20 protein-coding genes and 1 tRNA gene are annotated in these 24,585 nt (G+C 43.8%); 12 read left to right on the top strand and 9 right to left on the bottom strand.

From position 1 onward, the window contains the following. Position 1: 1 nt before the first annotated feature. From H164_RS0107110 to H164_RS0107155, 10 genes are all read left to right on the top strand, one after another. Positions 2 to 565 carry a hypothetical protein gene (locus tag H164_RS0107110; RefSeq protein WP_036872701.1) on the top strand — a complete coding sequence of 188 codons (564 nt, stop codon included), beginning with the start codon at positions 2 to 4 and terminating at the stop codon, positions 563 to 565. A 73-nt stretch (positions 566 to 638) separates the two neighbouring features. Beyond that, positions 639 to 3,371: a tail fiber domain-containing protein gene (locus tag H164_RS15880; protein ID WP_019967981.1), complete on the top strand. Its 2,733-nt coding sequence runs from the start codon at positions 639 to 641 to the stop codon at positions 3,369 to 3,371. Continuing rightward, positions 3,368 to 4,468 carry a hypothetical protein gene (locus H164_RS0107120; RefSeq protein WP_004378709.1) on the top strand — a complete coding sequence of 367 codons (1,101 nt, stop codon included), beginning with the start codon at positions 3,368 to 3,370 and terminating at the stop codon, positions 4,466 to 4,468. Before H164_RS15880 ends, H164_RS0107120 begins: the two co-directional genes overlap by 4 nt. Before the next feature lie 11 nt (positions 4,469 to 4,479). Continuing rightward, positions 4,480 to 4,800 (top strand): hypothetical protein, encoded by a 321-nt coding sequence (locus tag H164_RS0107125; protein WP_004378710.1) that lies wholly within the window; start codon positions 4,480 to 4,482, stop codon positions 4,798 to 4,800. Between the two features lie 34 nt (positions 4,801 to 4,834). After that, positions 4,835 to 5,296 carry a hypothetical protein gene (locus H164_RS0107130; RefSeq protein ID WP_019967982.1) on the top strand — a complete coding sequence of 154 codons (462 nt, stop codon included), beginning with the start codon at positions 4,835 to 4,837 and terminating at the stop codon, positions 5,294 to 5,296. A 125-nt stretch (positions 5,297 to 5,421) separates the two neighbouring features. Continuing rightward, the gene (locus H164_RS0107135; RefSeq protein WP_004378712.1) at positions 5,422 to 5,901 is read left to right on the top strand and encodes a hypothetical protein; all 480 of its coding nucleotides are present in this window, start codon (positions 5,422 to 5,424) and stop codon (positions 5,899 to 5,901) included. Further along, positions 5,898 to 6,422, top strand: a complete 525-nt coding sequence (locus H164_RS0107140; RefSeq protein WP_004378713.1) for a glucosaminidase domain-containing protein — start codon at positions 5,898 to 5,900, stop codon at positions 6,420 to 6,422. The genes H164_RS0107135 and H164_RS0107140 overlap by 4 nt, the downstream gene beginning before the upstream one ends. Before the next feature lie 11 nt (positions 6,423 to 6,433). Further along, positions 6,434 to 7,012, top strand: coding sequence for a DUF6549 family protein (locus H164_RS0107145; protein ID WP_004378714.1), 579 nt, complete (start codon positions 6,434 to 6,436; stop codon positions 7,010 to 7,012). A 1-nt stretch (position 7,013) separates the two neighbouring features. Beyond that, on the top strand, positions 7,014 to 11,627 hold the full coding sequence (locus tag H164_RS0107150; RefSeq protein ID WP_019967983.1) for a phage tail tape measure protein: 4,614 nt from the start codon (positions 7,014 to 7,016) through the stop codon (positions 11,625 to 11,627). Beyond that, positions 11,627 to 13,531: a hypothetical protein gene (locus tag H164_RS0107155; RefSeq protein ID WP_019967984.1), complete on the top strand. Its 1,905-nt coding sequence runs from the start codon at positions 11,627 to 11,629 to the stop codon at positions 13,529 to 13,531. Before H164_RS0107150 ends, H164_RS0107155 begins: the two co-directional genes overlap by 1 nt. A gap of 105 nt (positions 13,532 to 13,636) precedes the next feature. Here the strand turns inward: H164_RS0107155 and H164_RS0107160 are convergent, their stop codons facing one another. After that, complete coding sequence (locus tag H164_RS0107160) at positions 13,637 to 14,803, bottom strand: tyrosine-type recombinase/integrase (RefSeq protein ID WP_019967985.1); 1,167 nt, start codon at positions 14,801 to 14,803, stop codon at positions 13,637 to 13,639. A 119-nt stretch (positions 14,804 to 14,922) separates the two neighbouring features. After that, positions 14,923 to 14,995 (bottom strand) — tRNA-Met (locus tag H164_RS0107165). Positions 14,996 to 15,216: 221 nt separating this feature from the next. Between H164_RS0107165 and H164_RS0107170 the strand changes: the two genes are divergently transcribed. Both H164_RS0107170 and H164_RS0107175 read left to right on the top strand, forming a co-directional pair. Next, positions 15,217 to 15,810, top strand: a complete 594-nt coding sequence (locus tag H164_RS0107170) for a TetR/AcrR family transcriptional regulator (RefSeq protein WP_025829845.1) — start codon at positions 15,217 to 15,219, stop codon at positions 15,808 to 15,810. 156 nt (positions 15,811 to 15,966) lie between these two features. Further along, positions 15,967 to 18,744 (top strand): AAA domain-containing protein, encoded by a 2,778-nt coding sequence (locus H164_RS0107175; RefSeq protein ID WP_019967986.1) that lies wholly within the window; start codon positions 15,967 to 15,969, stop codon positions 18,742 to 18,744. Between the two features lie 772 nt (positions 18,745 to 19,516). Here the strand turns inward: H164_RS0107175 and H164_RS0107180 are convergent. From H164_RS0107180 to H164_RS0107210, 7 genes are all read right to left on the bottom strand, one after another. Continuing rightward, positions 19,517 to 20,053 carry a 2-oxoacid:acceptor oxidoreductase family protein gene (locus tag H164_RS0107180; RefSeq protein ID WP_019967987.1) on the bottom strand — a complete coding sequence of 179 codons (537 nt, stop codon included), beginning with the start codon at positions 20,051 to 20,053 and terminating at the stop codon, positions 19,517 to 19,519. 12 nt (positions 20,054 to 20,065) lie between these two features. Beyond that, a complete protein-coding gene (locus H164_RS0107185) occupies positions 20,066 to 20,833 on the bottom strand; it encodes a thiamine pyrophosphate-dependent enzyme (protein WP_019967988.1) in 768 nt (255 codons plus the stop codon). Then, the gene (locus H164_RS0107190) at positions 20,826 to 21,917 is read right to left on the bottom strand and encodes a 3-methyl-2-oxobutanoate dehydrogenase subunit VorB (protein WP_019967989.1); all 1,092 of its coding nucleotides are present in this window, start codon (positions 21,915 to 21,917) and stop codon (positions 20,826 to 20,828) included. Before H164_RS0107190 ends, H164_RS0107185 begins: the two co-directional genes overlap by 8 nt. A 14-nt stretch (positions 21,918 to 21,931) precedes the next feature. Beyond that, the gene (locus H164_RS0107195) at positions 21,932 to 22,162 is read right to left on the bottom strand and encodes a 4Fe-4S dicluster domain-containing protein (RefSeq protein WP_008564890.1); all 231 of its coding nucleotides are present in this window, start codon (positions 22,160 to 22,162) and stop codon (positions 21,932 to 21,934) included. 35 nt (positions 22,163 to 22,197) lie between these two features. Continuing rightward, the gene (locus tag H164_RS0107200; RefSeq protein WP_008564891.1) at positions 22,198 to 22,377 is read right to left on the bottom strand and encodes a tetratricopeptide repeat protein; all 180 of its coding nucleotides are present in this window, start codon (positions 22,375 to 22,377) and stop codon (positions 22,198 to 22,200) included. 131 nt (positions 22,378 to 22,508) lie between these two features. After that, a complete protein-coding gene (locus H164_RS0107205) occupies positions 22,509 to 23,222 on the bottom strand; it encodes an HAD family hydrolase (protein ID WP_025829844.1) in 714 nt (237 codons plus the stop codon). Then, a complete protein-coding gene (locus tag H164_RS0107210) occupies positions 23,222 to 24,565 on the bottom strand; it encodes a glucose-6-phosphate isomerase (protein WP_019967991.1) in 1,344 nt (447 codons plus the stop codon). Before H164_RS0107210 ends, H164_RS0107205 begins: the two co-directional genes overlap by 1 nt. Between the last annotated feature and the right edge of the window lie 20 nt (positions 24,566 to 24,585).

A 24,585-nucleotide genomic window follows, 5' to 3' on the forward strand; every position in this document is an offset into this window, starting at 1 on the left:
CATGGATAGGAGTCAGCACATTTCGGGAATGCTTACTCGCTTCTCTACGATGAATACGCGCAATGTGAATGATTTGCGAAGATATGAAGAGGGGTGGGCTAAAGAAATGCTGACATTCTGGCGTGAGCGCATGGATAAGCTTGCAGTCAAAGACTCGGGCTATCTTTACAATAGCATGTCGGCTATCATTGGGGTAGGTGCTGTGACAACAATTGAGCACAAGTTTGCTCTATATGGCATCTATGTTGCTGCAGGAGTTGGCCGTGAGTTTGGAGAGAAGTTTCGAGAGACTAACGGCACACTTCCTTTCCTGCTGCCTGGCGGTGAAGAGTATCGCGAGGAACATGGGCTAAACAAACAGAAGCGGGTCGGCCCTGCCTGGGGAGGTCGCATGGCAGGTGGTCACCCTCGCGTTAAGCGCGATTGGTTCGCAAGGAAATACTATTCTTCTGTGATGCGGTTAAACGAATTTGAAGCGTCGTTTTACGGTGAGGCTTACAACGGTCTTCTTTCTTCAGGACTGCAGGAAATCTTCGCAGGTGTAGGCATCGGAAGAAATTTATAGCGTATTTTTATTTTCACACCTACACCTTTAATTTTGTTTTCGTTAAACTTTTTGTTTCGTTTTTATTGTATTTATGAGTGATCTGACAGCAACGATAAAAGGCATTACTAAACAGCTCGAGGCAATACGTGACGAACGTATGCCTTATGCAAATACAGCGACGCGGATTGGTGAAGCACTGCTATCGTTGCTGTCGTTGTATCTAAACACCCCTTACGTGAAAAAAGAGGGTGAACAGCGTCTTGTGATTGGTGACATTTACCTGTCGTGGGATAAGGAAAATAATGCCGTAAAAGTTTCAAAAGCAGACGGAAGCGCAGCTAACTTCTATGCTGTAGGTGGAATTTCTGCATTTGGTGCAGGTTCCATGCAAGGTGGCGGGGGTAGTGGCATGTCGTATGAACGTCTGGACAATTGGGCCGACTATTCTGTTGATAAGGCGACTGCTGTTCTTTCTGCATTTTTAGGCAATGATCTGAATGAGCGACTAAAGAAAGTTGAGGGAGGTGCATTGACCTCGGTGGACTGGTCAATCATCAAGAACAAGCCTACCTCAATGCCTGCCAGCGATGTGCCTGCCTGGGCCAAGGCTGCAACGAAGCCCTCGTATGCCTGGAACGAAATCACAGGCAAACCGAATGAGTTCAATCCTGCAGCACATTCGCACTCTTTTGCTTCCTTGACAGGCAAGCCGAACACCTTGCAGGGGTACGGCATCACAGATGCTGCAAGCATATCACACACGCACGCTTTTTCTGCATTGACAAACAAACCCACAACCGTTGACGGCTATGGTATCGTCGATACATTCAAGACGCACAGAGAAGTCAATTTCGCACCTGACGAGGCTGGCTATTATGCTGTGATGACTACAAAGAGCGGAATTGGCGATGATTGGAGACATATCATTTCGATGGACTGGTCTAAAAATGACAGCGTGAACTGGATTAGTCAACTCGCACTCCCTACGCAGCGAAATGAAAGCGTATATTATCGTAAGAACGAAGCTGATGGCAAGCAAATCAAAGATGCGAAGTGGATAAAGATTTGGGATGAAAAGAACCTGATAAAACTCTCACAACTCACTGATGATGTCGTAAGTGGGAAGTATCTGTCTCTTGCAGGTGGAACAATGCAGAACACGAGCATGATCCATAATCTAAATTCTGAATTTGTAGGGGGTAAGCATTACTCAAAAATTCTGACTTCGGACGGGAAAGTCACACAGCTAAGTTTAAATGTCAGTACAGAAGGTGGTGCAGGAGGTGGCTATCGGTGTATTTCAAAATCAAAGAAAGTATATCCGTGGTCAATCAATAAACTTGTTTTTGCAATGATATCACGTCACAAAGGGGTTGGATTTATAACGCTTCTTTTTCGTGTAAATCATGCTTTATCATCCTTTGATGCTGATATACGTGCAACGGGCAGCTTTAATGACATAGTAAATGCTTTGCAGTTTTATTACAATGCAAATACGGGAATTTTTTCAATTTGGGCCCCTTTCAATGATTTTGATTACACAAAATTCATTACAGTATTAGAAGAGAGCAATATCACCTTGAATGGTGACAACAACTATTATCCGCAATTGCCTTCTGATGTCGGGACGCTGCTTAAATGTGAAGTTAACAGTGCAACAAAACTTGAGCAAACTCGAAAAATCTGGGGGCAGGATTTCGACGGTACAGGGAATGTCGACGGGATGCTTACTGTCAAGCACACCGGCTATTCTGGTGTTAAACTGATATCTGCAGGCGACGAGAGTTCTTACAGGTGTCAGTGTGCGGGTGGAAATGAGTGGGTGTTCGGTGCTTATCCGACGAGATTCTTCCTGTGGAATAATGCAGCGAAGCATGTTTTCAGCATATTAAATAATGGTAATGTCGTTATAGGTGATACCGACAAAAACTCGCCCTACAAACTGAATGTAAAAGGGACGATGCGCATAGGTGATAGTCTTCTGATTGCCGGAACGGAGTACTGTGACATCACGACTATTCGTAATGCTAATAGTGCAATAAAGAATGCAGCGGTTACGGCTGCTGCAATCCGACACGCACTCGACTTCGGCTGGTATGGCACGCACTATCAGATAGGTAATATTCGCGGAGGTGCTGACAATAGCCTCGGCTTCGGTATTACGAAGGACAGCAGCACCCTCATTGCTCGTTTCCACGAAAGCGGCAGCGAAGTCTATGGCAACCTAACCGTTGACGGATATTTAAGTCTTGCGAATAACGTAGGACTGACCTTGAAAGATAAGGAGGGTAGTAACCAGCGCGCAGTATTCATATCCTCTTCCAATACCGTTTATTTCGGTTGCAATGACCGTCCGCTTTACACGCTGTTTGAGGGTGACGAACTGCAATTTAACGTGTACAACAAGGGCTGGCAGAATGCACTCGTTATCAGCAGGGACAGAACTGCAATTTTTACAGGTAATGTGCTGGCGCAGGGTGGCGTAACAGCTTATACCACTTCTGACCGGAGACTGAAAGAAAATATCAAGCAGGTTGATAGTATGCAGATAATTCGCTCGCTCGGCGGTACCTGGCAGTTCGATTACAAAGACACGGGCAAGCACAGTATAGGATTTATTGCGCAGAGCGTGAAAGGAAGTGCACTCAGGAGTATGATTTATACAAATGCTGACGGCTACATGAAGCTGAACTATCTCGACACACGACTTATTGCACTTGCACTCGGGGCAGCGGTGCAGGTGGATGACAAAGTAGAGCGGTTGAAGAAGCGGATAAAAGTGCTTGAAACAGAAATTGAAAAATTGAAAGGAGGTGAGAAATGAGTGTCATCAATGGTATCATACAGGCCCCCGTCAGCATCGCAGATGTAAAGACTGTACTCGGTGAAACAAGCAACGACCTTGCAACACTTTGTAGGAGCGATAAGATAAATATGTGGGCAAAATACAAGCCTGTGGAACTGAACAAGCCTTTCACCTCCGACGAGTTTGATTTTGAAAATAGAAAATGGCGTGACAATGCAACGTGGTTCAAGGGTGCAGACTTTGAGGGTGTTGGGATATGCGGTATAAAAATAGCACATAGTAGTAGCCTACAAAGTCTTACAGAATTATACGATAAAGAACAGAGCAACTGGGAGCGTGTGAAAGTAGGCTCTACTTTTGCGTGTCCTTACCGGCTTTCTGATTTTGTAGGCTACAAGCATGCTGCGACTGCGCCTTTCAAAAGGCCTTTTGTCACAAGTAAGACAAATGAAAATGGCAGCGTATTCGCAACGATGATGATAAAAAGTCTCGGTACGGAAAACGAACTGACGCTGCAGGAATTCGGTAAATTGTCAGAGGCTTATTTCGGGCTTGCACTGAAAAATGCTGCAGGACAGATTGCTTATTTTAAAACTTCTGACAAACCGCTGAAAGACGGTGGAACAAGCGTGGAAATGCAGGGTATGATTTTCGCAACCGGGAGCTATAAAGCCTATATTTTCCTATCTTCAAGGGCACTTGCATTCAACATACCTCCAGTGCAGGCTACTACCTACTACACGATACATGACTTCAAATCATCTGCTGTAGAAGTCGTTTCTGATGCACAGCAGATGCACGATTACTTCTCGATTAAAGCACGTGAGGACATTAGAGGTCGTATTGTCGTAGAGGTAGAGATTAAGGATAACTATGTGCGTACTTCAAACAATAAGGACTTCGATATACGATTGAGGTTTATATCGAGCAAACTCGGTTCTCAAATGCTTGCCGGAGAGGACGCACATACTTTTACTGACCTTGAAGCTGGGAAGAAATACACGCATATTTTTGAAGATTTTACAGCAGGGCAGCACTACAAGATAGAATACACATTCATGGGTATAACGCAGGAAACATATATTTTAGCATTAAACCCTTTCATTAATCAATAAAATATACAATCATGGAAGTAAAAGTAAAAGCAATCGCAGGCTTCAAGGCAAACGTTGAAGCAGTAGGCGCAAGCACAACAATCAAGGCTATCGTTTCAGTTGAAAACGACAAGTATGCAAACATCGAAAACGGAAGTGTCAGCAGCAACGAGGGTAACAAGGAAATGCTCGCTACATTTGCGCATTTCGGAGGTATCAACATCAGCTATCTGACTACCGATGAAGATGAGATCATCAGCGTGGTTACTGACGTTGCAAAGTTCGTGAAGTACTGCAAGGCCAACGCAGCGAAGCTCGGCACAGTCAGTGCTGCAGAAGCAAAAGAAAAGTAAATAACAAAGTAATTTAGTAAGAATTAAAGTAAATATGAAAGTAAAAACGATCAAAGCAGTTGAAGCCTACAGAGCGCTGAAGACGTTGAAAGTAAGCAGCATGAGCGATGAAGCTATGCTCGCGGTGTGGAAGAACCTCAAGGCCTTGCGCCCTGTCTCGGAGACTTACGACAAAGACATCGAGGAGGTGCGCGCAACACTTCAGGACGAAGAGTTTGAGAAGATGCAGCAGCGGGTAAAAGAGGCACAGGAGGTAGAGCGTAAAGTCAAGGAAGAAGCACGAGAGTTAACCGAGGCCGAAAAGCAGGAAATCGCAGAGATAAACGCGTGGTTCGCTGCATGGAACAAGAAAGGCGAGGAGTATCTCAAATCGTTAGCTGAAAAGGAAGTGAAAGTCGATGTCGTAGAATTTGAGGCAGAGGAATTGCTTAAAGCGTTTAAGGCTTCTGATAAGACTTTTGAAGAGGTTGAAAAGCTGTCGTGGCTGACGAAGTAGAGTGTTGAATAAACTTTGTTATATCCCTGTATTGATTTCGCTTGAAATTGGTGCAGGGGTATATCGTATTTTTACACCGCCATTTTTGCGCTTATCTTTGAATTGTTTTATAAATTATTACTGTTATGATGTTTGAAAAAATAAAAGAATTTATCATAAGTGTTGTGCTGGCCATGCTTGCATTTATGAAACCCATTGAGCCTGAACTTAAAACGCTCTCGCTTATCTTTTTTCTTAACTTCATTTTCGGCTATCTGTCGGGAATGATAGCTAATCATGAAGATTTTGATTTGAAAAAAGCGGGCCGTTGTGGGCTTGAAGCTGCCGTTTTCTTTGTGCTTTGCCTCTCTATTTTTGAGATAGGAAAGTTAAAAGAACAGTGTGTGCAGGCACAGCAATGCGTCAGCATGATAACTTATCTTGCAATGTACTTTTACGGGCTTAATGTCTTGAAAAATCTGAAAAAGATTTTCAAGCCTGATACTGCAGCATGGTATATCGTTGCTTTTATCTACTATGTTTTGCGGATAAAGTGGGTGGAGAAAATTCCTTTTTTATCCGAGTTCCTTAACATTCAAACAAAAACAAAAGCAAAATCATTATGACAAATCAACAGAAAGTATTTTGTAAGGCGGTGTATGCTGCTGCTTGTGCACTTTACCTAAAAGATAAAGATAATTGTGTTTCTCCTTTATTCACAACCGCACAGGCAATGCTGGAGAGTGGTTGGGGCAAGGCTGCTATCGGTAACAATCTTTTCGGCATGACAGTGGGGAGTTCCTGGACAGGTAAACGGCAATTGGTCACTACTCGCGAGGTCTTTTCAACGCCTCACAAAAAGTTTAATGCGCCTGAATGCATTATTTCTATTACTCCACTGAAAAGTGGACGATACTTATACAGATGCAAGCGCTTGTTTCGTGATTACGCGACACTTGAAGAGGGCTTGAAGGATCATAATGCGCTTTTCAAAAAGCAGATTTATGCGGATGCGTGGCCTTATCGGTTATACCCGAAAGAATTTGCAAGGCGTATTTCTGATAAGATAGGGGAAATGTATGCTACTGACCCTCTTTATTCACGCACATTATGTAGAATGATAGATATTGTTGCATCAATCGTTTAGGAGGTTAAAGTATGGAAATTTGGAATTATCTTAAAGGAAAATATCTGTCTTTTTTGGTGTGTATTCTACTTCTTGCTGCGAGCGGAATTATAGTCTATGTCATATGGATGAAAGGACAAAGTGAGATTGAAGAATTGCAGACGCAGCTGGCCCATGCTCGCACTTATAAGCCTGTTGTTAGTGAGGTCTTGCATGACAGTAGTACCGCCGTCACACAACCAGCTTCGAACATCGATAAGCATGCTTATAAGCGTGAGTTTGCAAATCGAAAGCTACTGAAAGAATTAGACGTAAAACCTCGTGATGTCGCTGCTCAGTCGGATGTTGCTACTCATGCAAGCGACTCTGTGAAGCTTGCTCCGCGTGATAGTGTGTTTTCCTATAACGACAGGTGGGTACAGTTTCATTTTTCGCTACGTGATAGCTTACTCTCCTATCATGTGCGTGACTCTCTCTCTACTTTTGTGATACGCGAATACAAGCATAAATTCCTGTTTTGGAAGTGGGGCACTAAGGGGTATAGAATAAAGATTGTGAATTACAACCCTCACTCTAAAATAACTTATAGTAATTATCTTAATATAGATTGATATGGCTGGCTACAATGAGGTTTATACAACTACCGTCAAGCTGAATTCAGAGGAGGCGAAAAATCGTCTCCTTGAATTGCAGAAAGTAGTTGATACGCTTAAACAGAAGCGTAATGAGGCTTTTAAGGCAAATGACATGCAACTTTTTGCTTCGCTCGGAAAAGATTTATCGAAAGCGGAACATGAACTGAAGCTTTTCAAAAATCAAACGATGAGCGTCGTTGAAACGTTGAAGCACATCGATAGCAGCAGCGTCGAGCAACTTGAAAAGGCTGTACGTTCGCTTAAAAGGCAGCAGAAGAAAACGAATGACGAAAATCTTTATGCTGAAATTGCTGTACAGATACAACGATGCAAGGAGCGTATTGATGAATTCAAGCAGGCTGAACGTGGGGCTACAGAAGAGGCGAAAGCGCTTTCGGCTGGCATGCTCAATTTGCGTAATGTAATGTCAAATATCGGTCACGCTTCTTTGAATAAATTGCGTGAGGCTGAAAGTTATTTGAAGAAGCAAGTTAGCAATCAGGATCCGTCTTCAACTTCTTATGCTACTTCTGTTAGTCAACTGAAAGAGGTTCAGGCCCAAATTCTGAAAATTGAGACTGAACAGAAACGCGTTAATCAGCTTGTTGATCAATACGATGATGAGATTAAGCAGGCACATAAGGATATGAGCACTGTGCAGCGAGAGACGAAGCTTGTTAATGATACCTTGCGAACACTTGATCATGCTTCTGTTGATAAACTGCAGTATTCTATCAAGATCATCAATGAGAACTTGCGGCACATGGATCGTGGTACCGCGGAATTTAAGCAGATGTCTGAGCAGGCGAAACGCTTACGTACTGAACTCGCTAAGGTGAACTTTGAGGGTAGGGCACAACAATCCTGGATTAACCGTACCGCTGATTGGTTCAACAAAATGCAGGGCATGGCAATAGCTGCTGTAGCTTCTTTGTCGGGTGTCGCATTGACAGTGCGTCAGTGTGTCAGCGAATTTGCGAAAATGGACGAGGAACTTGTTAACGTTCAGAAATATACGGGGCAGACGAAACAGGAGGTTGAGGAGATGAACGAGACCTTTAAGAATATGAATACTCGTACTCCTCGCGAAAAGCTTAATCAGCTTGCACAAGATGCTGGGCGACTGGGTATTCACACGAAAGAGGCGGTTGAGGAATTTGTCGACGGAGCGGATAAAATTAACGTTGCGTTAGGCGATGATCTTGGTGACGATGCTGTTAAAAATATCGGTAAGCTCGCACAAATGTTTGGCGAAGATAAGACTAAGGGCTTGCGTGGAGCAATGTTGGCAACCGGTTCTGTTGTCAATGAACTTGCACAGAATTCTTCTGCAGCAGGTAGCTATCTTGTTGACTTTACCGCACGCCTTGCCGGTGTAGGTAAACAAGCGAAATTGTCGCAGCAGCAGATTATGAGTTATGCTTCTGTTCTTGATCAGAATATGCAGCAGGACGAAACGGCTGCTACAGCCATGAGCGGGTTGATTAGTAAGATGTTCCAAAATCCTGCTAAATTTGCGAAGCTTGCAGGACAGAATGTTAAGGAGTTCTCAAAACTTTTGAAGACTGATGCAAATGAGGCGTTGTTACGCTTCTTCGCTGCAATGAAAGCGAAAGGTGGATTTGCACAGTTGGCTCCGATGTTTGAGAAAATGAAGCTTGACGGCACGCGTTCAGTAGGCGTGCTTTCGGTCATGGCAGATAAACTTGATGATGTCAAAAAGGCGCAGGTTCTTGCTAATCAGGCTTATGCAAGTGGCACAAGTGTGCTCAACGAGTTCAATACGCAGATGTCTTCAGAGCAAGCGAAGCTTGATATAGCTTCTAAGAAATTCAAGGAAATGCGTATTGAATTGGGTAAGAAACTTTTACCTATTGCGTCGCATGGCTTGAAGCTGGGTTCTACTTTCATTGAGTTACTAAGTACGCTGATTGACTTTGCAAGTAAATACGCTGTTACTATTATAACCCTAACGGCAACGATAGGCGCTTTAATTGTAGCTGAAAATCTTGATATTCTTAAGAAGAAAGCTGTCGCATTTTGGAATGATGTACTTATTGCTGGCACTAAAAAACTTTGGACGTTACTAATAAGTAATCCTTATATTGCGCTGGCTGGAGCTGTGGCTACATTAGTTGCTATATTGATAGATTTAACAAGAAAGACGAATACACAGGCTGCAGCACAAAAAACGCTAAATGATATACGAGAGAAAGCACAGGAGGATATCGTAGAAGAGAAGCAAAAGATTGAAGCGCTTGTTGCTGTAGCAAGAGATGACACTAATTCTATGAATGATAGAATTAAAGCGACAAAGGAGCTAAATAGAATTATTCCTAACTACAATGCACAACTTGATAAAACGACAGGTAAATATAGGGAGAATAAAAAGGCTCTTGATGAATATCTGTCATCTTTAGTTCATAAATATGAAATCGAGGGTGCAAAGGCAATGTTGGCAGATTTAGGTAAGCAGGCTGCAAAAGCAAGAATTGACGTAGATAATGCAAAAAAAGCAGTAAGGGAGGCGAAAGAACTGCAGAAATCCGGTGTAGGACAATCTTATACAACTTCTTGGGGTAGCGTAGGTAATACTACTGTTGATTATATGCAAAAGGTTAATGTTGATCTCGAAAAAGCAAATAATAAAGCTGCTGAAGTCAAGGCTAAACAAGATGCTATTATGAAAACATGGGGTAATGATATTAAGAAGAGTGTTATTGCTTCGATTGGAAAAGATAGCGATGATCCTGATACTGGCGGAGGTGGTACTGTCGGAGGTGAAGATGAAAAGGCAAAGGCAAAGAAAAAGCGTGAGGCTGAAGAACGTAGGCGAAAGGCTGAACAAAAACGCGCTATGCTTGAAGAATTAAAGGCTGCTAAGGCACATACTGACGAATTACATGCACAGAATATTGCTGCTAAGGCTGCAGGTTTGAAGACGGATAGGAAGTTTATTGAAGATCAACATCTGATAACCATTTCCGGCATTGACAGTCAGATTTCTATTTATAAGAAGTATAACGAGGAATATCGGCAGCTGACTGATGACCGCATGCGTGAAGAAGAAGAGATGTCACGTGCACATAATAAATTTATGCTGAAAGATATTATCAAGCGTAATCAGTTAGAGGTTGCGCAGGCACATGCTGATTTCTTGAATGTGAACTCTGAAATCTATATGAATGAAGAGGCGCTGAATGAGCGTCTCTATGAGATTGACATGTCGGCTATGGCCGACCGCATCGCTGCTTTGCGTGAGGGCTCGGAGGAGTGGCTTGATGCAAAGGACGAAATGGAACGGGCTGAACTTGAACATAGCATTCAGCAACAGCGCCATTTCGCGGAACTGTTGTCACGGTACCGCGAACAATGGGGGCGCAAAGATGTCAAGCAACAGCAACAAATTGAACTCATGGGCTTACAAACGCTTTATGAGAAGAAGCTTATTAAGGAGAAAGAATATCAGGAAATGCGTAAAATGATTATCGCAAAGTACGAAGAAGAGGCTTCTGAAGTAAACTTGAAGAACTCTAAAGGCAAGAGGCAGCGTGACTATGTTGATACAAAATATCGCACTGTGAGAAATAATGCTGAAGCTGATTATGAAAATAAGCATGGCAATGGCACTTCTGTTGTTGATTACATGACAAAAGACCTTAATCTTTTTGCGAACTCGTGGGCAACGATTAAGCAACTTGAAAAAGACGGTGTCATTTCGCATCAGGAAGCTATGCAAATGATGCTGAAAGCTACCGGTGACCTTGGTGAGGGAATAGTACAGAAAATGGAGGCTGCCATGAACGCTATTCAGCCGATCATGAACGCAATGTCATCATACTGGGCTGCGCAATCTGACTATGAGCAGAGGGTTACAGAAAAGAAGTACGATAAGCTTATCAATGCAGCAGGCAAGAATTCTGCAAAACAAAAGAAACTCGAAGAGAAAAAGCAGAAAGAACTTGCTAAAATCAAGACGAAGTATAATAAAAAGCAGATGAAAATGGAGATTGCACAAGCGACAGCGACAATGCTGATTGGTGCGATGAGTGCTTATACTTCTGCTTTGAAAGGTGCTCCATATCCTGCTAACCAGGTTCTTGCCCCACTTGCTGCCGGTATAGCCATGGCTGCGGGTTTACTCAATATCGCTGCTATTAAGAAACAACATGCTGCTGAAGAAGCGGGCTATTACGAGGGTGGCTTTACAGGCGGTAGCAATTACCGCCGTCGAGCAGGCGTTGTGCATGAGGGTGAATTTGTTGTTAATCATTCGGGGGTTAACAATACTGCTTTGGGGCCAGTTCTGCAGATGATAGATGTTGCGCAGCGTAATAACACTGTAGGACAACTCTCTTCTGCTGATGTTTCGCGTCAGCTGGGGCAGGGAGGGACTGCCGTTGTTGCACCTGTCGTGAATGTTGCGAATGACAATGCGGAGTTGAAATCAACGTTGCAGGAGGTTGTACAGGTTGTTGCTTTGTTGCACGAGTCGGTGAAGGACGGTATTCCTGCATTCTACTCTATCGACGGGGAAAATGGGGTTGCAAGAGGTCTTGAAAAATTGAAGAAACTTAAAAAGAACGTATAATGATTATCTGTTATATTGACAACAAAAAGGTATTTCCGAACACAACGGATAAAATAAAAGTCACGTATGAAAATCAATTTATCAAGGATAGTGGATCATACACTTATGAGATATCTTTCCCGATGTCTATTCAAGCAAACAAGGAGTTTTTCAAGAACATCAATCGTTTTGATGTGAAGAAAAAGATACAGAGCTTTGAGAATTGTGCCCTGCTGGTTGACAATCGTCTGATTATCTCAGGCAAAGGGCATATTACAAGTGTCACGGCTGCTGCAGTAAAGCTGCAGATTGCAGGAGGAAAGTCGCGCATTAAGTATAATTCTGCGTTCGAAAAGCATTTTATTGATGAAATAAAATACCCTAAAGTTGCGATAACAAAGGGAATAAATCATGAAGTCTACAATGAGTTTGGGATGAACGAAGTTATTGCAAGTGACAACTTTGGTTCTGAAATATTAGCTATTGATCTGACAGACTATTACTTTGTCGGACAACCTGATGTCGCAGCTTTCAATCCTATCAATGACGAAACGAATGAGCGTACAGCAAACCAAATTATGGGAATTGAATTTAACAAGGTTAATCTCCAAGGACACAAGTATAAGCCTTCAAAGGCCTATCCCTATATGACAAATCTTGCAGTGCAGCCGTTTCTTATGTATGTGCTACGCAAAGTTTTAGAATATGAGGGTTACAAGCTTACGCGTAATGATTTTGATTGTGAACCTTGGAACCGTCTGTTGATAGCAAGTGCAAGATTGGGTGGGAAAATTCAAAATGCATTGCCTCATTGGTCTGTTTATAAATTTTTAGACGAAGTGCGCAAGCTGTTTAATGCGTCTATAATTTTTGATGATCAGACGAAGACGGTGCAAGTACTTTCGCAGAATGAGTTGATTTCGAACAGTGCTGTATCATACCAGTGCGATGATGAATATTCAAGCGAATTCGATGAAGACGGGTTGGAAAATATTGCTACTTCTAATATAGAATATTCATTTGATGACTCTATTCATCGCGATGAAATAGATTTGCTCCCTTTAGAAATACTACATAAATATCCTGTCAAAGAGTTCAGATCATTGCAAGAGCGTAATGCTGCGATAGACAAAATGTCGGCAAGAGAGAAAAGAACTACTATTTTTAAAGTTGGATATGAGTACTATATTTATATAAAGGCAAGTGAAGAATTAAAGCTTAATGTATCTCATGTTTTATCAAGGTGTGGAATATTTGCACCTCTTGTGCGTGACATAAATAATGATACTTCAATAAAGTTAAATATTATACCTGTTGCAACGTATCAACGTAAGAGGTGGCTTGACGGTGAGGGAAATAAATGGATTAAGATGTTTGATAAAATTCCTAATGACCCTGTTATTTTACCTTCTATCAGCAATGATAAAGAGGCAGGCATTGACGATATGACCAAGGATGAAGAAGACGATTCCTATTATTACACCGTTGAAGATGCTATCAAGAATGGTGTCAACAATAAAAAGGAAAAGGAAGAGGAAGAAGATGAAAAAATGGATGTTATGTTTCAATACCCCGTTGTTAGAAATTTAACAGGTAGAGGGTACATCGAATATAGCGATAGAGAATTTCGAGAAAAAAAAGGTAATCGTTATCCTGTGACAGGTGTGTTTGCTGTTGAAAAGCGGCCGTTCGGTTTTGGTTTATCTTCTGACAGCCCATTGTCACTATCTGCTTTGCCCCATAAGTCTATCAATGTTGATAGCAAAAATAAGCTGTGCATAAAATTTTATACAGATGAAATTCCAGACCCCTCAAAGATTTACAACTTTAGAAATAAGCTTTTTATTTGCGAAAAGGTTGAGTTAGAGATAGACGCAAATGGAATTTCTAAACAAAAGACGGGATATTTCTATGAGTTTCTTTAAGCCTTATGCCTGATTTGTGTGTTAATTGTGTGTAGTGCCCACTTCTGCAACTTGCTGATTTTCAGTGAGTGTGCAGTTGTGGGTCTTGTGTGTATTTATAGCTGTCTATAAGTTGCCGGCGAAGTGCTTTGTCTGCTCGTTCACAACGTTATCTCTTTTTAGATATTTGTTTGTCACTGCAATATCGCTGTGCCGGGCCTGGTCACGTGCTACGACAATGCCTTCTGCATTTGCAAGGTCACGTATTCCACTATCTTTCAAACTGTAAAACTGATAGCTTGCTGGAAAATTCAAGGCCTTGCGCACCTTACCCCATTCCAACCGAAATTGATTGATATTGATTTGTCGCTCTCCTGGTATAATGTCATGTCCGAATACATAACAGTGTGACGGATAGCTAAAGATGTTTTGCTTGATCATGATTTTTAGCACAGCATCATTTAACGCTACATATTGCCCTTTGCGATTTTTCGAAACCTTTGCATCTATATATACAGTTTGATTTGTAATATCGATGTCACCGATAGTGATATGTCGCAACTCATCAGGGCGTATAAAGGTGTAATATTCCATCATGCAGGCAAGATAGAACGGTGGATTTTCGCGTGATACGTATGTCTTTAACTTAGAGAGTGCTGCAGGTGTTAGCGCATCGCGGAACTTCTCTTGTTCCTTTATCATGTGAATTTGTTCAATAGGGTTGAATTCAAGATACTTGCGATTGACGAGCCATGTCGCGAATGTTGACAACCAGGTGCGATAGTTATTGCGTGTCTTCGCTGATACGTCTTTATCGAACAGCAGATAATCAAGAAAATCAATTGCAAAAGCAGTGTTGAACTCATTAACAACCTGTATCTCTCTGCCATTTTCATGCATGTATATTTTCAGCTGATTTAATCTACTTAGATAGTCGCGTTGTGTTTTTGCTTTCAATGTGCCTTTGTTTGCTTCAATGTTTATGCAATTCTCATAACGCTCAAGAACGGTTTTAAAATCAGTATAATAGCGAGGGTTATAAGTTGTAACAAAAGGGTTCCAGCCTGCTTTCAGGCGCTTCATGATATTATGTATCATTTCTGCAGCCATGTCCTCGCGCTCATGGGCACTTTTATAACGATTTAACATGTACTTTTTTCGCTGCATCTTATTAGTTGCTGGGTTAAAAACGGTGAAATCTACATACCAATCTTTACCCTTGTGCAGGCGAGGGTAGGTGAAATCTACAATACTATCGAAGAAGCGAGTTGATGTTGAATTTTCAAAATACATTTTTTTACATTGTTTGCTTTCACAACCAATGCAGTTTATATTTTGTACTAAATTTGTCCCTTGTTTTTTGAACTAAATCACCCGAAAGGCCTGTATGAGCGCTTTCGGGTGAGGGGAAGTTGCGGAGGCAAGACTCGAACATGCGACCTCCAGGTTATGAGCCTGGCGAGCTACCAACTGCTCCACTCCGCGATGTTAAACGTTGCAAATCAAGAGCATATGATGTTGATTTCAATCCCTTTTTCTTGATTGCGAGTGCAAAGGTACGGCATATTTCTGTAACAACCAAATTTTTTCTGTGTATTTTTTGTATGACTTCATTTTTTATGCCATCTGTTTGGTCGTTTAAAATAAACGCTCTATTTTTGCACACATAGTTTATTGTGTGCAAATAGAAGCTGAAGTGAGTTAATATGTCAATATCAAAAACAAGACAAAGATTAGTAGATGTGGCGCGACAACTGTTTGCCAAGAACGGTATTGCCAATACGACGATGAACGATATTGCCGTTGCTTCTGGCAAAGGACGCCGAACATTATATACCTATTTCAATCGGAAAGAGGACGTTTATTCGGCGGTCATTGAGTCGGAATTAGAGCGTTTGTCCGACAAGTTGGACGAAGTGGCGTGCATGAAGATGCGTCCGCAGGATAAAATCATAGAACTTATCTACACCCACCTGAGTATGATTCGTGAAACGGTAGTAAGGAATGGTAACCTTCGCGCTGAGTTTTTCCGTAATATTTGGATGGTGGAGAAAGTGAGAAAGAACTTCGATGAGGACGAAATCGAACTGTTTCGCAAGGTATATGCCGAGGGAAAGGCTGACGGTGAGTTTGATATCGACAGTGTAGACCTCGTGGCCGACATTACCCACTACTGTATCAAGGGACTTGAAGTGCCGTTCATCTATGGCCGACTGGGCCACGGTCTGACCGAGGAAACCAGTAAACCGCTTGTCGCCAAGGTGGTCTACGGTGCTTTGGGTAAGTCGATTGCAAGGTGATATGTTTCCTTTTCTTACCCCATGTAGTATAGTTTCCTGTGTGATTTCTGTGTCAGAATATGTGTTTGGCGTACTTCGTACGGACGCTTCCGGCCAAATAAATTGTAGAATTAAAGAGAAACGAGTTGCCTTGTTGCAGAAACGGTGATGTGCCAAATGGAAACTTCTAACATGATATTGCTCAAAGGAGAGCCTAAGACATTTCAAATCAAGTCTGTCAAGAAAGATAATAGAAATGTCTTTTGGGTGACTTTTTCTGATAAACGAACCTTTCCTTATCGTCAGAGAGACATTGTTTTTCTCTCTTCGTCTGTTGAAATAAACGTGGAAGACAGCCATTTGACTCGGGCAGATAGGCGTTTAAGTCCCAAAAGAGCATGGGTCTTCACGCATGGTTTCAAGAAGTTCTATCGTCTTGAGTTTGATAATGGCATAAGAGAATATAAAGATAGTGATCTGAAAGTAGAAAAATCAGTCTTATCTGATAAGAAAGCTTTGCACATTTTTCTTTACCTTAAAGAGGTCTCCAGCGTAAATACAATACCAACAGAGACCGGTTTGATTTCTCTTTTTACAAAATATCAGCAGCTAAACTTTATCGAAGAAGACTGCACAATGGCTACTTTTCTTAAACCTTCACTGCTAAAAGTGCATAAAGGTTTAGGAATTTATCTGTTTCCTTTCAGGAGTAATCGTAGTCAGATGATAGCGGTCCGGTCTGCTTTCAGCAGCCAAATCAGTGTTATTCAAGGGCCTCCGGGAACGGGAAAGACGCAGACTATTCTGAATATCATTGCGAATATTGTCGCAACGGGTAAGTCGGTATTGGCTGTTAGCAATAATAATGCGGCGGTAGAAAACGTACGTGAGAAGTTGGAACAAGTGGGTTTTGGCTTTCTTGTGGCCTCTTTGGGACGCTCTGAAAAGCAGCAATTGTTTATTGAAAAAGGACAAGTCGGCTATCCCGACATGAGAGATTGGAGTTTGGAAAACTACAACGAAGAAACAAAAGTACTTCATGGCTTGAACGAAAAAGTAGGAAACGTCTTTCTCAAACAAGAGCAATTAGCTCAAAACAGGCTTTTAATGGAAAGCTTGTTAACCGAACGATCTCATTTCTTATCAGAGCATAACTATGATGAGATGCGGCTGGAAAGCTATAAAAAAGGCCCATCAGATAGATTGATGAAGATGTGGTTGGAGTTGGAAAGCGAAGCCGAAGCGTGCGAGTTGGCAGAGAATTCGCCTTTGAAGCGACTCATTAGGTTTCTCCATAAAATAAGAAGAAGATTTCTGTTACGTATCATCTATTCCATCAAGCATGTTCAAGACAGAAAGGTTTTGTTGGCGGATATGAAAGCATTATACTATGTTTGTAAACTGAAAGAACTGCAGTGTGACATAGAAGTGGCTGAAACATTCTTGCAAGAAACAAAGGCCGACGAATTATTGGAAGCCCAGACGAAGACATCTTTGGCCTTGTTGAAACATCACTTATCCTTGAAATATAAGGGTACAAACATCAGGCCGCGCTTCGAATCCAATGACCTCTATCGTAAATCTGATGAAATAGCAAAGGAATATCCTGTTGTTTTGAGTACGACATTCTCTGCCCGGAACACATTACCCGGTCATATCTTCGATTATCTCATCATGGATGAAGCCTCACAGGTCTCTGTTGATTCGGCTGTTTTGGCTTTATCGGTTGCTCGTAATGCCGTCATTGTGGGCGATGTCTTGCAACTTTCGCATATTGTAGACAAGGAGGAAAGGCCCAACTTACTTAAAATCAACCACGAGTTTGGCATACCCGAAGCCTATAATTGTCTCGAACAGAGTTTTCTGTCTTCTGTTCTTCATGTGTTACCCCACGCACCTCAGATTTTATTGCGGGAGCATTACCGTTGCGAACCGGTTATTATTGACTTCTGTAATCAGAAGTTTTATGGTGGAAATCTCATTATTATGTCAACCTCAAAAGGTGGTGAAACGGCTATGAAGGTGGTAAAAACGGTGCCGGGAAACCTGCATCGAAAGATTTATGATAGCCAATCCGGCCGATGGGAAACCTTTAATCAGCGTGAGAACGACGAGCTTCAACATCTCTTAATGGCCGAACCTGAGCTTGAAAAAGACCTTGGTGTCATTACTCCTTACCGTGGACAAGTGCACCTTTTGCGGCGGAATATAAGTAATAAACTTGTGGAAATAGACACTATTCATAAGTATCAAGGCCGTGAAAAGGATACAATTGTCTTTAGTACGGTCTTGAGTCAATACGACGATTTCTGTGATAATCCGAACCTTGTCAACGTGGCTGTGTCGCGTGCCAAGCGATGTTTTGTCTTGATAACAAATGGAAATGAAACGACAAAACCGTCTGTCATAGGCGATTTAATCAATTATATCCAGTATCATGGCGTGATAGTAGAGAGCAAACTCCATTCTATTTTCGACTTGTTGTACTCATCTTATGCCCAACAGCGCATGCATTATCTGGCAGGTAAGCCCAAAGTGTCAGATTATGACTCGGAGAATATTGCCTATAATGTGCTTTTAACGATATTGAAAACGCATAAAGTGTGGAATGTCCTGCATGCTTTTCCGCATTATCCTCTCTATGATTTGATTCGTGACCTATCCGGTTTGACGGATAAACAGCATCGTTTTGTGGCGAGCCCAATGGCTCATGTGGATTTTCTTATTAGCAACCGAGTTACCAAACAGCCTGTTCTTGCAATTGAAGTCAATGGCTTTTCCTATCACCATAAGGGTACGGCACAGGCCGAACGTGATGCTATAAAGCGCTCAATTCTCAGTGCAAAGGGCATTCGGTTGCTGGAGTTAGACACGGTTGGCAGCGGAGAAATCGAGGAAGTGGAGGCCGTGTTGACAAACGAACTTGGCCGGATTGGCACACCTGATGAGGCATGATGCAATGCCACTCCCGCTGATCAGAAAGACTGCTTGCTGTACCATGGCAAACCATTGGGGACAAATTGATGTGAAATCGATGATAAACAGGTGTTCAAGATGATTTCCTGTGCTCCAAGGATAGCCTGCATAATAAGCCGACCACATTATGGTTAAGGACGTATATGGTTAGAGACGCGCATCTCGCCCCATTATATGAAAAACTTTGACAATAGGTCTTGCCTTATTCACGTATTTGAATCGAGAAACATCGGTGGCGGAAATACGCGAGTTACGCGCCTATTTTGTAATTCATTGTTAGACGGTCAGTTATCGAATTCATTTGTTTTGAAAACGGATTTCAGGGCAGAGCGACAGGTAAAATCATTGGAATAAGAAACCAAAATGGGCCATCTAATGGTATCAAATGGGTCATTTAAGCATACAAAGTGGGCTGTTTAGTGCAGTAGAATGGGCAATATTGCTTTGCAAAATGTCAGAAATAGCGGATTTGTGATGGACATATTGTTTTGAAATTCCCGTTTTCTATTTTTCCATTTCTATTTGATGGCGTCAAGAAATGTTAAAAACAGGGAAAGAAAACGGACAAAATAAGACGATAATCTTGGCTCATCTAAAAGGAGAAAAGTCCAATTTATAGAACTGTCTTCTTGTATATTACAAAAAGGAATAAGACAAACGAAAACAGATTTTGAACCTTATAAAAATAGAAAAGAAGCCATTTGCTGGCTTCTTTTCTTTTATGTTTTTTGCAAGTTCGGTCTCCCTCGCTTCACTCAATCAGCTTCATTCCCTCTTCAACGGCCTGCATGTTGAGCGGAATCAGCTTGTGGTGGCGCTCCGGCAGTGTTTTGTAGAGGGCCTTTTGCAGGCCTTCCGTACTGACGATGGGGTACACTTTGAGGAGCGCACCGAGCACGATCATGTTGAAAACCTTGGCATTTTTCAGTTCGGCGGCCTTGTCCATAGCGTCGATGCGATAGGTCGTTATGTCGTTACGTTGGGGAGGATTGACGATACCGAAGCCGTCGTAGATGAGCGTTCCGCTCGGTTTGAGCTTGGGCATGAACTTATCCAATGAGGGTTGATTGAGCACAATGGCTACGTCATACGTGCTGAGAATGGGCGAAGAGATGCGTTCGTCGCTGACGATGACGGTCACGTTGGCCGTTCCTCCGCGCTGTTCGGGGCCGTAGGCAGGCATCCATGTGACCTCTTTTCCTTCGAGCAGGCCCGAATAGGCGAGGATTTTGCCCATCGAGAGCACGCCCTGACCGCCGAAGCCGGCTATGATGATTTCTGTTTTCATGCGTTGTGTTGTTTAAAGTGAGGTGGTGTCTTTGAGATCACCCTTGGGATATTTCTCGAACATGTGCTCTTGCATCCACTCGTTGGCCTTGACTGGTGTCAGTTTCCAACCGCTGTTGCAGGTGGAAACAATCTCAACAAGACTCGAACCGAGGCCTTTCATAGAGGCTTCAAATGCCTTTCTAATGGCCTTTTTTGCCTTATGTATGGCTGCAACTGTCTCTACACTCTGTCGCGAAACATAGCAGGTTCCCTCCAAACGAGCAGCAAGTTCGGTGATGTTCAAGGGGTAGCCGTGGAGCTCGGGCACGCGACCGAAGGGGCAAGTTGCAGTCTTTTGGCCCAGCAAAGTGGTTGGAGCCATCTGTCCACCCGTCATACCATAGATGGCATTATTAATGAAAATGATGGCGATATGCTCCCCGCGGTTGAGCGAGTGTATGGTCTCTGCCGTTCCGATGCAGGCCAAATCGCCGTCGCCCTGATAGGTGAATACGAGCCGATCGGGCCAAAGTCGCTTGATGCCCGTGGCCAAAGCAGGGGCCCTACCGTGTGGGGCTTCCTGCCAATCGATGTCGATATAGCGGTAAGCAAAGACGGCGCAACCTACCGGACTGACGCCGATGGCCTTCTCTTCCATGCCCATTTCGGCAATGACTTCGGCCACCAACTTGTGCACAACGCCGTGGGAACAACCCGCACAGTAGTGCATTGGCGTGTCGTTCATCAGTTCCGGCTTGGCATAAACAAGGTTTTCGGGTGATATGATGTCGTTATTCATTGTCGATAAGTTTAGTCTTTAATGCGTTAACAATCTCTTCCGGGTCGGGCACAATGCCTCCCAATCGGCCGAAATGTGCCACGGGTATTTTGCCTCCCACGGCCAAACTGACGTCTTGGACCATCTGTCCGGCGTTGATTTCTGCCACAAGTATGCCCTTCTTTCCAGCTGCGGCGTTCTGCAATTCCTTTTCGGGAAAGGGCCAAAGTGTTATCGGTCGGAAGAGTCCGAGCCTGATATCGTGGGCCCGGGCCACCTCCATACTCTTCTCTGCAATGCGGGCCGCGCTTCCGAAAGCAACCACCAAGTAGTCTGCATCGTCGCATTTCGTCAGTTCACATCGCGTCTCGTTGGCTTTTATCTGGCGGTATTTCGCTTGCAAATGCAGGTTTTTCTGCTCCATCACTTCGGGCATCAATTCGAGCGAAGTGATGATGTTTGGCGCGCGAAGTTTGCTTCTTCCGGTCGTTGCCCAAGGGCATTCACGCAGGATTTCGGCTTCTGTTCGGCGCGGTTTCTGCGGAGGTAGCACCACTTTTTCCATCATTTGGCCAATCACTCCATCGCTAAGTATCATCGCCGGATTGCGGTATTTGAATGCCAATGTGAATGCCAAATCAACGAAATCTGCCATCTCTTGCACGGAATTCGGAGCCAAAACGATGACGTTATAGTCGCCATTTCCACCGCCACGAGTGGCTTGATTATAGTCGCTTTGACTGGGTTGAATGGTCCCAAGGCCCGGTCCTCCGCGCTGAACGTTCACGATTACGCCCGGCAATTCGGCCCCCGCCATGTAGGAAATGCCCTCTTGCATCAAGGCAATACCGGGACTTGAACTGGAGGTGAGCACGCGTTTTCCGGCTCCGGCTCCGCCATACAGCATATTGATGGAGGCCACTTCGCTCTCGGCTTGCAGTACGACCATTCCCGTTGTTTCCCACGGTTTGAGTAGCGCAAGCGTCTCTATGATTTCGCTTTGTGGCGTGATGGGGTAGCCGAAATAGCCGTCGGCACCGCATCGTATGGCCGCATGAGCGATGGCTTCGTTGCCCTTCATGAGTTTTATTTCTTTCTCTTCCATAGCTTCAATCTTGTTTATTCGAGTTTCTTTCGATAGACCGTGATGCACCCGTCGGGGCAAACAATGCCGCAAGCTGTGCAACCTATGCATTCATCGGGGCGTGCGGCTATGGCAAACGGATAGCCGTTTACGTTGACTTTTCTGTCAGTTAGGGCGATAACGTCTTTCGGGCAGGCTACAACGCAAAGCGAACAGCCCTTGCATCGTTCCTCATTTACCACGATGGCACCAACTATTTTTCCCATAATGTTTTTGATATATGTTTGTTGTCGACACCTTTTTACGGATTATACATGTCCTTGCAATAGAAGACATAGATGTCTTCAAGCATCTTTTTAGCCTCAGCTGCGGGACTTTCCGGGTCAAGAGCGATGGCTTCCATATATGCTTCCATAGCACGTTTGAAGTCACCTTGCCGGCGAAAGTCATTGCCGAGCCTGTAATAATCTGCGGATGTCATGTCGTTAATGTCTTTGTTAAAACAAATTTACTACCTACAAAGGCTATCCAACAAACATCAAGTAAGTTTTTAAGCTATATTAAAATAGTTTTGCTTAAAAGTGCGCACGCCACGAAAGAGTGTGCATAAATCTAAATAAAGTTGTCCCATTCGTTACGGAACTGTGTCATTTTATCGTATAACACGTCGGCTCCTTCGTCGAGAAGTGCCTTGTCGGGCAGTGGACCACTGTTGATGGCAACGGTGAAGATGCCTGCGGAAACACCGGAACGGACACCGAGCGGAGCATTCTCGACAACGATTCCTTCGAATGGTTTCAGGTTTCCGGCTTTCTGAAGCCCCATGAGATAGGGGTCGGGGTAGGGCTTTCCGCGTTTCACATCATAGGCCGTCGTGATGTGGTTTTCGTCAAGATAGCGGCCGAAATCGTTGAGCAGACGCCGAATAAGCGGTCGTTGTCCGCTGCCGGTGACCACGTTTACCGTCATTCCTGCACGCCTTATCTTCTCCATCATGTCGAAGACGCCGTCGAAAATCGGGGCATCCGGCATCTCATGGAAGATGCGGCTTTTCTCGTCATACATGCGTTGTGCCTCCTCTAAAGAGACCTCTTTGCCTTGACGCGTGGCAATTTGGCGGATGGTGTCAATACCCCTTGCTCCCTCGGTGGCGTAGGCATCGGCTTCGGTCATGTCTATTCCGAACCTTTTCATGCTTTCTTGCCACGCAATGGCATGGTGGGGCATGCTGTCATAAAGCACACCGTCCATATCAAAAAGCACGGCTTTGGGGCTGAAATGCCCAAAGCCGTGTCTTTCTAAGTATTGTCTTATGCTGTCATTCATCAGAGCCTTTCACGGATGGCCTTGCTTTCTGCCTCGTAACCGGGCTTGTTGAGCAGGGCAAACATGTTCTTCTTGTAGGCCTCGACCCCCGGTTGATTGAACGGATTCACCTGAAGCAAGTTGCCACTGATGCCGCATGCGATCTCAAAGAAATAGATGAGTTGCCCGACGTAGTAGGCATTCAGGCGTGGAACACTGATGCGAATATTGGGCACACCCCCATCGACATGTGCCAAACGTGTACCGAGTTCGGCCATCTTATTCACGTCATCGACGCGCTTTCCTTCGAGGAAGTTGAGTCCGTCAAGGTTCTCTTCGTCGTGTGGAAAGAGCAGTTTCCGCTCCGGTTCTTCTACACTGATGACGGTTTCGAAGATAGAACGCTCGCCTTCTTGTATCCATTGACCCATCGAATGCAGGTCGGTCGTGAAATCACATGCCGCAGGGAAGATGCCTTTATGGTCTTTTCCTTCGCTCTCTCCGTAGAGTTGTTTCCACCATTCTGCAAAGAAATGCAGTTTGGGTTGATAGTTAATGACAATCTCTATCTTCTTTCCTGCGTTGTAAAGTCCGTTGCGTACAGCCGCATACTGAGCTGCCGGATTCTCAGCAAACGGCACATTCATACCACAGGCGCGTTCCATTTCTTGTGCACCGCCAACCAATTCTTTCACGTCGAAGCCTGCACAAGCAATCGGAAGCAGGCCGACCGGTGTGAGAACAGAGAAGCGTCCGCCCACATTGTCGGGGATAATGAAGCTCTTATAACCTTCTTTGTCGGCACAAATACGGGCTGCTCCTTTCTTCGCATCAGTTACGGCAACAATCACATCCCTTGCATCTTCCTTGCCGCGTTGGGCTTCGCACAGCTTCTTCAGCAGGCGGAAAGTAAGTGCGGTTTCAGTAGTTGTGCCCGATTTACTGATGTTGATGACCCCGAACTTCTTGCCTTTTAAGTAGTCGGTAAGCTCAAAGAGATAGTCTTCTCCGATGTTGTTGCCGGCAAAAAGAATGGTAGGATTCTTCTTATTCTGCAGCAACCAAGCGAAACTGTTGCCCAAAGCCTCGATAACGGCACGTGCACCAAGATAGGAACCACCGATGCCCGCAACGACAATAACCTCGCACTTCGCGCGCAAAATGTCGGCCGTAGCCTGTATTTCATCAAGGAATGCAGGCGTAATACTTGACGGCAAGTGAAGCCAACCAAGGAAATCATTACCCGGACAAGTACCGTTTTCAAGTGCTTCTTGAGCGGCCTTGACTCGACTTTCATAGGCTTCTACGGTTCCGCCTTTGAGGAACTGTGCTGCCTTCGTGATGTCTAAATTAATATTTTTCATTGTTTTTTTGTTATTATCCT

Source organism: Segatella maculosa DSM 19339 = JCM 15638 (assembly GCF_000382385.1).
GTDB lineage: Bacteria > Bacteroidota > Bacteroidia > Bacteroidales > Bacteroidaceae > Prevotella > Prevotella maculosa.

What these genes read in the sequence shown, in the direction of transcription:
- H164_RS0107150 (WP_019967983.1), top strand. Translation starts at nt 7,014, where the DNA reads ATGGCTGGCTACAATGAGGTTTATACAACTACCGTCAAGCTGAATTCA.
- H164_RS0107210 (WP_019967991.1), bottom strand. Translation starts at nt 24,565, where the DNA reads ATGAAAAATATTAATTTAGACATCACGAAGGCAGCACAGTTCCTCAAA.
- H164_RS0107145 (WP_004378714.1), top strand. Translation starts at nt 6,434, where the DNA reads ATGGAAATTTGGAATTATCTTAAAGGAAAATATCTGTCTTTTTTGGTG.
- H164_RS0107120 (WP_004378709.1), top strand. Translation starts at nt 3,368, where the DNA reads ATGAGTGTCATCAATGGTATCATACAGGCCCCCGTCAGCATCGCAGAT.
- H164_RS0107175 (WP_019967986.1), top strand. Translation starts at nt 15,967, where the DNA reads ATGGAAACTTCTAACATGATATTGCTCAAAGGAGAGCCTAAGACATTT.
- H164_RS0107190 (WP_019967989.1), bottom strand. Translation starts at nt 21,917, where the DNA reads ATGGAAGAGAAAGAAATAAAACTCATGAAGGGCAACGAAGCCATCGCT.
- H164_RS0107160 (WP_019967985.1), bottom strand. Translation starts at nt 14,803, where the DNA reads ATGTATTTTGAAAATTCAACATCAACTCGCTTCTTCGATAGTATTGTA.
- H164_RS0107205 (WP_025829844.1), bottom strand. Translation starts at nt 23,222, where the DNA reads ATGAATGACAGCATAAGACAATACTTAGAAAGACACGGCTTTGGGCAT.
- H164_RS0107185 (WP_019967988.1), bottom strand. Translation starts at nt 20,833, where the DNA reads ATGAATAACGACATCATATCACCCGAAAACCTTGTTTATGCCAAGCCG.
- H164_RS0107125 (WP_004378710.1), top strand. Translation starts at nt 4,480, where the DNA reads ATGGAAGTAAAAGTAAAAGCAATCGCAGGCTTCAAGGCAAACGTTGAA.
- H164_RS0107170 (WP_025829845.1), top strand. Translation starts at nt 15,217, where the DNA reads ATGTCAATATCAAAAACAAGACAAAGATTAGTAGATGTGGCGCGACAA.
- H164_RS0107135 (WP_004378712.1), top strand. Translation starts at nt 5,422, where the DNA reads ATGATGTTTGAAAAAATAAAAGAATTTATCATAAGTGTTGTGCTGGCC.
- H164_RS0107200 (WP_008564891.1), bottom strand. Translation starts at nt 22,377, where the DNA reads ATGACATCCGCAGATTATTACAGGCTCGGCAATGACTTTCGCCGGCAA.
- H164_RS0107130 (WP_019967982.1), top strand. Translation starts at nt 4,835, where the DNA reads ATGAAAGTAAAAACGATCAAAGCAGTTGAAGCCTACAGAGCGCTGAAG.
- H164_RS0107110 (WP_036872701.1), top strand. Translation starts at nt 2, where the DNA reads ATGGATAGGAGTCAGCACATTTCGGGAATGCTTACTCGCTTCTCTACG.
- H164_RS0107155 (WP_019967984.1), top strand. Translation starts at nt 11,627, where the DNA reads ATGATTATCTGTTATATTGACAACAAAAAGGTATTTCCGAACACAACG.
- H164_RS0107180 (WP_019967987.1), bottom strand. Translation starts at nt 20,053, where the DNA reads ATGAAAACAGAAATCATCATAGCCGGCTTCGGCGGTCAGGGCGTGCTC.
- H164_RS15880 (WP_019967981.1), top strand. Translation starts at nt 639, where the DNA reads ATGAGTGATCTGACAGCAACGATAAAAGGCATTACTAAACAGCTCGAG.
- H164_RS0107140 (WP_004378713.1), top strand. Translation starts at nt 5,898, where the DNA reads ATGACAAATCAACAGAAAGTATTTTGTAAGGCGGTGTATGCTGCTGCT.
- H164_RS0107195 (WP_008564890.1), bottom strand. Translation starts at nt 22,162, where the DNA reads ATGGGAAAAATAGTTGGTGCCATCGTGGTAAATGAGGAACGATGCAAG.